The organism is Streptomyces sp. SD15, assembly GCF_054462255.1.
Genome location: NZ_JBTLMO010000077.1, coordinates 23,071 through 30,519 on the forward strand (window position 1 = coordinate 23,071; position 7,449 = coordinate 30,519).

Sequence of the window (7,449 nt, forward strand, 5' to 3'; positions counted from 1 at the left end):
GTGAGACCCACCTCGTACGTCCCTCGGTGGACCGGACCGTACGTACCCCGGTGGGTCACTCGGTGGCGATGGCGCGCAGCACGTCCAGGCGCGCCGCCCGGCGGGCCGGACGCAGGCCTGCGAAGGCTCCGGCCGCGAGCCCCACCAACGCCACCACGCCGAGCCGCACGGGCGGCACCGCGAAGGCGAAGGCGCTGGCCGACGCGCCGTCCGAGGCCTCGACAAGCACCCAGCCGAGGAAGCCGCCGAGGACGAGTCCGCCTGCCGTACCGAAGGCGGCGACGAGCACCGACTCCCAGCGGACCATGGCGCGCAACTGCGCCCGGGTCTGTCCGACGGCCCGCAGCAGACCGAGTTCACGGGTCCGCTCGTGGATCGCGAGGGTGAGCGTGTTGGCGATGCCGAGCAAGGCGATGAGCACCGCGAGCGCGAGCAGCGCGTAGACCAGGGTCAGCATCATGTCGATGCCACCGGCCGAGGACTGCGCGTACTCCTCACGGGTCTGTACCTCGGGATTGCCGTACCGCTCCGCGACCTTCTTGACCGCGGCCTTGCCGTCGGCCGTGCTCACGCCGTCCTTGAAGGAGACGGCGATGACGCTGTCGGAGTCCTGGGTGCGGTGCGGGGCCCAGGCGGCGCGCGTGATGACGTAGTCACCCGCGAGTTCCGACCGGCCGTAGACCGCGCGGACGGTGAACGTCTCCTTCTTGCCTTCGGTGAAGGCGAGTTGGGCGGTGTCGCCGACCTTGAGGTGCTGCTCATCGGCCTCGCTCTTGGTGAGGGCGATGCCGTCGGTGCCCAGGTCGTCGAGCGAGCCGTGTATGTCGCCCAGGTCGAAGACCTTGCCGAGGGTTACCGGGTCGGTGACGGTCAACGCGCGTCCTTTGCCGTCGACTTCGGCGACGCCGCGGCCCAGGCCGACGGCGTTTTCGACCGTGGGCTGTTCGGCGATCGCGGGGGCGAGCTTCGGGCTCAGCCCGCTGCCGCCCGCACCGAACGACGGGGTGCTGACTGCGACGTCGCCCGCGAAGGACCGGGAGACCGTCTGGTCCATGGTGGCCTTCAGCGACGCGCCGAAGACGGTGAACAGCGAGACGACCGCGACGCCGATCATCAGGGCGCTCGCGGTGGCGGCGGTCCGCTTCGGGCTGCGCAGCGCGTTGCGCCGGGCGAGTCCGCCCGTGACGCCGCGCAGTCTGTCGAGGGGAATGCCGAGGACGCGTACGGCGGTCGAGGACGCGACGGGCCCGAGGACCACGAAGGCGGCGAGGGCCAGCACGGCGCCGAGGCCCGCGAGCCACAGGGACGGATTCACCAGTACCCCGGCCAGGGTGATCCCGAGCGCCAGTGCGGCCAGGCCGACACCCGCGACCGCCCGTCCCCGTGAGGCACCGGACTGGTCGACGGCCGTCTCCCGCAGCGCGGCCAGCGGTGCGGTACGTCCGGCGCGTACGGCGGGCAGCAGCGCGGAGCCGAGACAGACCACGACGCCGACCGCGAGCGGCAGCACCATGGACACGCCGCCGATCACCAAGGCGCCGTCGGGGAAGGGGAATCCGATGGCCGGGAACAGTGCCTGCAGTCCGGCCGCGATGCCGATGCCGCCCGCGAGCCCCGCGGCCGACGCGGTCACGGCGACGACGCTCGCCTCGACGAGCGCCGAGACGGTGACCTGACGGCGCGAGGCGCCGAGCGCGCGCAACAGGGCGTTCTCGCGGGTGCGTTGGGCTACGACGATCGCGAAGGTGTTGTGGATGGAGAAGGTCGCGACGAGCAGCGCGATACCGGAGAACACCAGCAGGAGAGTGGTGAAGACGGTCAGGAACTGGCTGGAGATCATGTCGGTGTTCTCCTGCGCCGACTCCTGGCCGGTGATCGCCTCGACTCCCCCGGGCAGGACGGGAGTCAGGTCGGAGACGAGTTGCTGCTGACTGACGCCGGGACCTGCCCGCACCCGGATGCTCGCGGCCTCGCCGGGCTTCGCGGTGAGGTACTTCTCGGCGTCGGCCCGCGTCATTCCGGTGAACGTCACCTGCGCCATGCCATCCTCGCCGCCGAAGGTCGCGAGACCCACGATCGTCACCTCGACGGGGTCGGGCGTGCGCAGCGTCGTCGTGTCGCCGATCCTGAGTCCGCCCTTCTTCGCGGCGCCCCGGTTGACAACGACTTCGCCGGAGTTCGACGGGGTGCGCCCTTCGGCGAGTCGGTAGGCGCTGAGCTCGGGGTCGTCGATCCAGTTGCCGGCGAGGGTGGGTGGGCCCTGACCGCCGATGGGCTTGCCGTGGGACCCGACGAGCTGGCCGGCGCCCTGGATGTCGGGCACGGCGGCCGCGACACCGGGGGTCCGCTCGATGGTCTTCACGAGGTCGGTGTCGACGGGCGCGCGTACGCCCTCGCTCTCGCCGGGCGTCGTGATGGCGTCGGCGCTGCGGACGACGGCGTCCGTACCGCTCGTCGCGTTACCGAACATCGAGTCGAAGCTCGCCCGCAGTGTGTCGCCCATGACCAGCGTTCCGGCCAGGAAGGCGACACCGAGGAGCACCGCCAGGAACGTACCGGCGAAGCGTCGTTTGTGGGCGCGCAGGGACGAAAGGCTGATGCGCAAGGAGGCGTTCATGACGGGACCGCCGTTCCGTCGAAGGCCTTCATCCGGTCGAGGACCTTGTCGGCCGTCGGGGATTCCATCCGGTCCACGAGGCGTCCGTCGGCGAGGAAGACGACCTCGTCCGCGTGCGCGGCGGCGACCGGATCGTGCGTGACCATGACGACCGTGCGGTCCATCCGGCGCACCGCCCGGCCGAGGAGGCCCAGCACCTCCTCGCCGGAGCGGGAGTCGAGGTTGCCGGTGGGCTCGTCGGCGAAGACGACGTCGGGCTGTCCGGCGAACGCCCGTGCCACGGCGACGCGTTGCTGCTGTCCGCCGGAGAGCTCGCTGGGGCGGTGGTGGAGCCGGTCGCGCAGGCCGACGACGTCGACGAGCGCGTCGACCCATTCGCGCGACCCCTTGGCCCCGGCCAGGTCCAGCGGCAGGGTGATGTTCTCCGCGACGGTCAGCGTCGGGACCAGGTTGAACGCCTGGAAGACGAAGCCGACGCGGTCGCGGCGCAGCAGGGTGAGGCGACGGTCGTCGAGCGTGCCCAGCTCGGTCTCTCCGATGAAGGCGGCGCCCGAGGTGAGCGTGTCCAGCCCGGCCGCGCAGTGCATCAGGGTGGACTTGCCGGAGCCCGAGGGGCCCATGATCGCGGTGAAGCGCCCGGCCGGAAACCCGACACTCACCCCGTCCAGGGCCCGCACGGCGGTGTCGCCGGAGCCGTACACCTTGACGGCGTCGGCGACGCCCGCGGCATGACGCGTCGTGACGCTCATGCCGTGCCTCCCTTGCCCGTACGCCCGAACTGCTCGTCCAGGACGGAGAGTCGGCGCCAGTACTCGTCCTCGTCGATCTCGCCGGAGGCGAAGCGGCGGCCGAGCACGGCGATGGGTGAGTCACCGGTCGGACGGGAGTCGCCCTGGGGGCCGAAGTCGCCCGTCGCGCGCCACGGTCCGCGGCGACCGCGCCAGACGGTGCGGCGCAGGAAGGTCACTCCGCCGATCACCACGGCCGCCCAGATCAGCGGGAGGAAGAGGATCCACGGGCCGGGCCCGCCGTCCCAGTTCGCCAGGGTCTGCATCTCGAGTCATCTCCTCGGTGGGATGTGTTGCGATGCCTCGAGACTGGCTCCGGGAGGGGGTTCGAGTCGTCGTACGGCCAGCGGCACCCCGCGTACCTCCGTGGGAGTACACGGGGTGCCCTCCCCTGCTTCCTGAGAGCCTCGATTTCTGTACCTACTAGTATGTACAGTGGCGTCATGAGCACTCCGGAGCGGTTGATCGAGTCCACGCGTGAGCTGCTGTGGGAGCGCGGTTACGTGGGCACCAGCCCCAAGGCGATCCAGCAGCACGCGGGCGCGGGGCAGGGAAGCATGTACCACCACTTCAAGGGCAAGCCCGATCTCGCCCTGGCCGCGATTCGCCGCACCGCCGAGGAGATGCGGGCTACCGCCGAGGGCGTACTGAGCGCACCAGGATCGCCGTACGAGCGCATCGAGGCGTATCTGCGCCGCGAGCGTGACGTGCTGCGCGGCTGCCCCGTCGGGCGGCTGACGATGGACCCGGACGTGGTTGCCGCCGAGGAGCTGCGCGCGCCGGTCGACGAGACGCTCGACTGGCTGCGGGAGCGGCTTGCCGGGATCGTCGAGGAGGGCAAGGAGCAGGGGCAGTTCGGGCCCATGCTCGACGCCGAGGAGATCGCCGCGACGATCGTCGCCACCGTCCAGGGCGGCTATGTACTGGCGCGGGCGTCGGGCTCACCGGCCGCGTTCGACACGGCGGTGCGCGGACTGCTCTCCCTTCTCTCCCCTGTTCGCTGAAGAAGGAGAACACCGCGATGCACGCCATGCAGTACGAGCTCACTCTCCCCGCCGACTACGACATGGACATCATCCGCGACCGCGTCTCCCGCGTCGGGCACCTGCTCGACGACCGGGCGGGGCTCGGGTTCAAGACCTACTTGATGCGCGAGCGCGGGGTGGACGGCTCGCCGGTCAACCAGTACGCGCCGTTCTACCTGTGGAACACCGCGGAGGGCATGAACTCCTTCCTCTGGGGCGGTGCGTTCCAGGGGCTGGTCGCCGACTTCGGGCGACCGGTGATCCAGCACTGGACGGGTCTCGCGTACGAGGAGGGCGGCGCCGCAGGCTCCCCCGCCGAGGTCGCGGTACGGCGCCGACAGGCCGTACCCGAGGGTGTGGAGCTGTCCGAAGTGATGCGGGAGGCAGTGCGCGAGGCCGGGCGGCTGGCCGCGCTGGACGGCGCGGTCTGCGCGGCCGCCGCCGTCGACCCGCGCCATTGGGAGCTGGTCCACTTCTCCGTCTGGAACCACGACTCCCCCAAGGCGTCGGGTGAGGTTTTCCAGGTGCTGCACATGTCGGCACCGGAGCGCGGCCGACTGCCGCGGGGCCGGCAGTGGTGAGCTCGGTCCGTACGGTCCTCGGAGACCTGCTCCCCCGCACCCTTGGGGTGTGCGATTCCCACGACCACCTCTTCTTCGGCAGCCCCCTGCTCCCCGGCCAGGAACTGCGCGACGCGTCCGGCGCGAGGGCCGAACTGGCCGCGTTCCGTGAGCGGGGCGGCGGGAGCGTGGTGCAGTGGACGCCGTACGGACTGGGCCGGCGCGCCGCGGACCTGCCGTCGATCTCCCGTGACACGGGTGTCCATGTGGTCGCCGCGACGGGCCTGCACCAGGCGGCGCGCTACCCGGCGGATTCGCTGACCGAGCTGCGCGGCAGGCTCACCGACGTGTTCGTGGCCGAGCTGACGGAGGGCATCGGCACGTCCGGGGTCCGGGCCGGACTCATCAAGGTCGCGGGTGGCTTCCACGCCCTCGATGACCTGCCCGCCGCGCTGATCCGTGCGAGCTTCGAGCTGCTCGCCGAGAGCGGTCCGGCGGACTTCTCCTGGCCAAGGTCGCGCGCCGCCTCGGCATCAGCACCGCGGCGCCCTACCGGCACTTCAGCGACCGGAGCCATCTCCTGGCCGCCGTCGCCGCGGCCGCCGCGCGTGAACTCACGGACGCCGTCCGTGCCGTCGCGCTGGACGCGGGTCCTGCTCCGGTGGACCGGTTCGCCGCGGCCGGCGGAGCCTATGTGCGGTTCGCGGTCGAGCGCGGGGCGGGGTTCGGCATCATCTACGCACCGGAACTGGAGGACCTGCGGGACGAGTCGCTGGCCGACGCCGGGCGCGCGCTCATGGACCTGTTGACCGAGCTGGCCGTGGAGGCAGGTGCGTCCTCCCCGCAGGACGCACTGCGACTCGCCGGGCGCCTCGTCGCGCTGGCCCACGGCTACGCGACGCTGCTCCGGGACGGCTTCTACACCCGGGGCACTGGAGGCACCCGATACAGCCTTGACGACATCGCCGCACGAGCCGTTCAGGCCGCGCGCGAGCCGGCCGCCGCTTCCTCACCCCGCGAGTGAACCATCAGGCGCGAACCTTCAGGCGCGGCCCATCAGGCGTGAGCCATTGCCGCCGGCGGATCGTCCAGCACCGGCTGCCACGCCAACTCGGCCGCCCCGACCAGGCTGTTGTGGTCCAGCGTGCAGGCGAGGATCGGCACGCCCCCGCTCTGCCCCCACAGGCTGCGGTCGGCGACGACGGCACGCAGCCGGTCCGGGTTCGCGTCGAGCAGGGTGCGGTGCAACCCGCCGAGGATGATCCGGTCCGGGTTGAGGATGTTGACCAGTCCGGCAAGGCCGAGGCCCAGCCGGTCGATCAGGGCCTCGGTGGCCGTACGGACGGACGGGTCGGCGTACTGGCCGCGGATCAGGTCGTTGGCCTGCTGGAGCAGCGACACCTCGGGGCCGGGCGCGCGGCCCGCCGCGATGAGGAAGGCCAGCGGATCCGCCTCGACGTCGAGACAGCCACGGCTGCCGCAGTAGCAGGGGCGGCCCTCGGGGTTGACCGTGAGGTGTCCGACTTCGAGGGCGAGGCCCGAACTGCCCGTGTGCAGCCGCCCGTCGAGCACCAGCGCGCCACCGACGCCCCGGTGTCCGGTGGCCACGCAGAGCAGGTCGCGGGCGCCGCGTCCCGCGCCGTGCCGATGTTCGGCGAGCGCGGCCAGGTTGACGTCGTTGGCGGCGAACGCGGGTCCGTGGATTCCGGCCGCGCGCACCTTCTCGGCGAAGATCTGGCGGACCGGAGAGCCCGCCGGCCATGCCAGGTGCAGCGGATTGAGCGCGAGCCCTTCCGGCTCCGCGACGGCGGACGGCACGGCGAGTCCGGCGCCCACACAGCGCCGCCCGGTCGCGCGGAGCAGCTCGGCGCCGGCCTCCACGACCGAACCGAGCACCTTCGCCGGATCGGCGTCGACGGTCTCGCAGCCGGGCGCGGTCGCGACGATCCGGCCGCCGAGCCCGACCAGCGCGGCGCGGAACCCGTCGGCGTGCACCTGCGCGGCGAGCGCGACCGGCCCGTCCTCGGCGACTTCGAGGCGGTGCGAGGGCCGCCCCTGCGAACCGGCCGCCGCGCCGGGCCGTGCGTCGACCCGGATCAGCCCCAGCGCCTCCAGCTCCGCGGCCACCGCGCCCGCGGTCGCCCGAGTGACCCCCAGTTCGGCGGTGAGAACGGCACGCGTCGGCGCACGTCCGGTGTGCACGAGCTCCAGCGCGGGTCCGAGCGCCCCGCGCCCCCGGTCCAGCCGCGTCCGCGTGTTCCCTTCCCCCGCCGCCCGGGGGCCCGCCTTGCCGTTCATGTGGGCGAGTCTCCCATGATCCGCTCGTGCGGTGCCCCCTTCGAGCGGCCGAAAACCGCGCGCTCGCGCAGCGGTCGACAGGGCCTAGGTGTATTGACCCGCAGGGTTGTTGACGCGGCTGATCGGGGGCTGGCCTTCGAGTGCGGTGTGGCAGCGATGGT

Annotated in this window: 8 protein-coding genes; 4 read left to right on the top strand and 4 right to left on the bottom strand. The window is 72.3% G+C overall.

The annotated features are described in order from the left end of the window. Positions 1-55 precede the first annotated feature (55 nt). The 3 genes from ACX28W_RS40445 to ACX28W_RS40455 are packed head-to-tail and all read right to left on the bottom strand — an operon-like array spanning position 56 to position 3,671. On the bottom strand, positions 56-2,617 hold the full coding sequence (locus tag ACX28W_RS40445; protein WP_459005120.1) for an ABC transporter permease: 2,562 nt from the start codon (positions 2,615-2,617) through the stop codon (positions 56-58). Next, complete coding sequence (locus tag ACX28W_RS40450; protein ID WP_459005121.1) at positions 2,614-3,366, bottom strand: ABC transporter ATP-binding protein; 753 nt, start codon at positions 3,364-3,366, stop codon at positions 2,614-2,616. The genes ACX28W_RS40445 and ACX28W_RS40450 overlap by 4 nt, the downstream gene beginning before the upstream one ends. Further along, positions 3,363-3,671, bottom strand: coding sequence for an SHOCT domain-containing protein (locus tag ACX28W_RS40455; RefSeq protein WP_459005122.1), 309 nt, complete (start codon positions 3,669-3,671; stop codon positions 3,363-3,365). Before ACX28W_RS40455 ends, ACX28W_RS40450 begins: the two co-directional genes overlap by 4 nt. Positions 3,672-3,848: 177 nt before the next feature. On the opposite strand from ACX28W_RS40455, the gene ACX28W_RS40460 reads away from it, so the two are divergent. The 4 genes from ACX28W_RS40460 to ACX28W_RS40475 are packed head-to-tail and all read left to right on the top strand — an operon-like array spanning position 3,849 to position 6,014. Continuing rightward, on the top strand, positions 3,849-4,409 hold the full coding sequence (locus tag ACX28W_RS40460) for a TetR/AcrR family transcriptional regulator (protein ID WP_459005123.1): 561 nt from the start codon (positions 3,849-3,851) through the stop codon (positions 4,407-4,409). Between the two features lie 17 nt (positions 4,410-4,426). Then, complete coding sequence (locus tag ACX28W_RS40465; protein WP_459005124.1) at positions 4,427-5,011, top strand: DUF4865 family protein; 585 nt, start codon at positions 4,427-4,429, stop codon at positions 5,009-5,011. Next, positions 5,008-5,799, top strand: coding sequence for a phosphotriesterase family protein (locus ACX28W_RS40470; protein ID WP_459005125.1), 792 nt, complete (start codon positions 5,008-5,010; stop codon positions 5,797-5,799). The genes ACX28W_RS40465 and ACX28W_RS40470 overlap by 4 nt, the downstream gene beginning before the upstream one ends. Further along, a complete protein-coding gene (locus ACX28W_RS40475) occupies positions 5,685-6,014 on the top strand; it encodes a WHG domain-containing protein (protein ID WP_459005126.1) in 330 nt (109 codons plus the stop codon). Before ACX28W_RS40470 ends, ACX28W_RS40475 begins: the two co-directional genes overlap by 115 nt. A gap of 32 nt (positions 6,015-6,046) precedes the next feature. Here ACX28W_RS40475 and ACX28W_RS40480 read toward each other — a convergent pair whose 3' ends face one another. Further along, positions 6,047-7,288 (bottom strand): ROK family protein, encoded by a 1,242-nt coding sequence (locus tag ACX28W_RS40480; protein ID WP_362074972.1) that lies wholly within the window; start codon positions 7,286-7,288, stop codon positions 6,047-6,049. Positions 7,289-7,449: the final 161 nt, after the last annotated feature.

Bases quoted from the DNA above. Each gene is read 5' to 3' on its own strand.
- ACX28W_RS40445 (WP_459005120.1), bottom strand. From the start codon at position 2,617: ATGAACGCCTCCTTGCGCATCAGCCTTTCGTCCCTGCGCGCCCACAAA.
- ACX28W_RS40450 (WP_459005121.1), bottom strand. From the start codon at position 3,366: ATGAGCGTCACGACGCGTCATGCCGCGGGCGTCGCCGACGCCGTCAAG.
- ACX28W_RS40455 (WP_459005122.1), bottom strand. From the start codon at position 3,671: ATGCAGACCCTGGCGAACTGGGACGGCGGGCCCGGCCCGTGGATCCTC.
- ACX28W_RS40460 (WP_459005123.1), top strand. From the start codon at position 3,849: ATGAGCACTCCGGAGCGGTTGATCGAGTCCACGCGTGAGCTGCTGTGG.
- ACX28W_RS40465 (WP_459005124.1), top strand. From the start codon at position 4,427: ATGCACGCCATGCAGTACGAGCTCACTCTCCCCGCCGACTACGACATG.
- ACX28W_RS40480 (WP_362074972.1), bottom strand. From the start codon at position 7,288: ATGAACGGCAAGGCGGGCCCCCGGGCGGCGGGGGAAGGGAACACGCGG.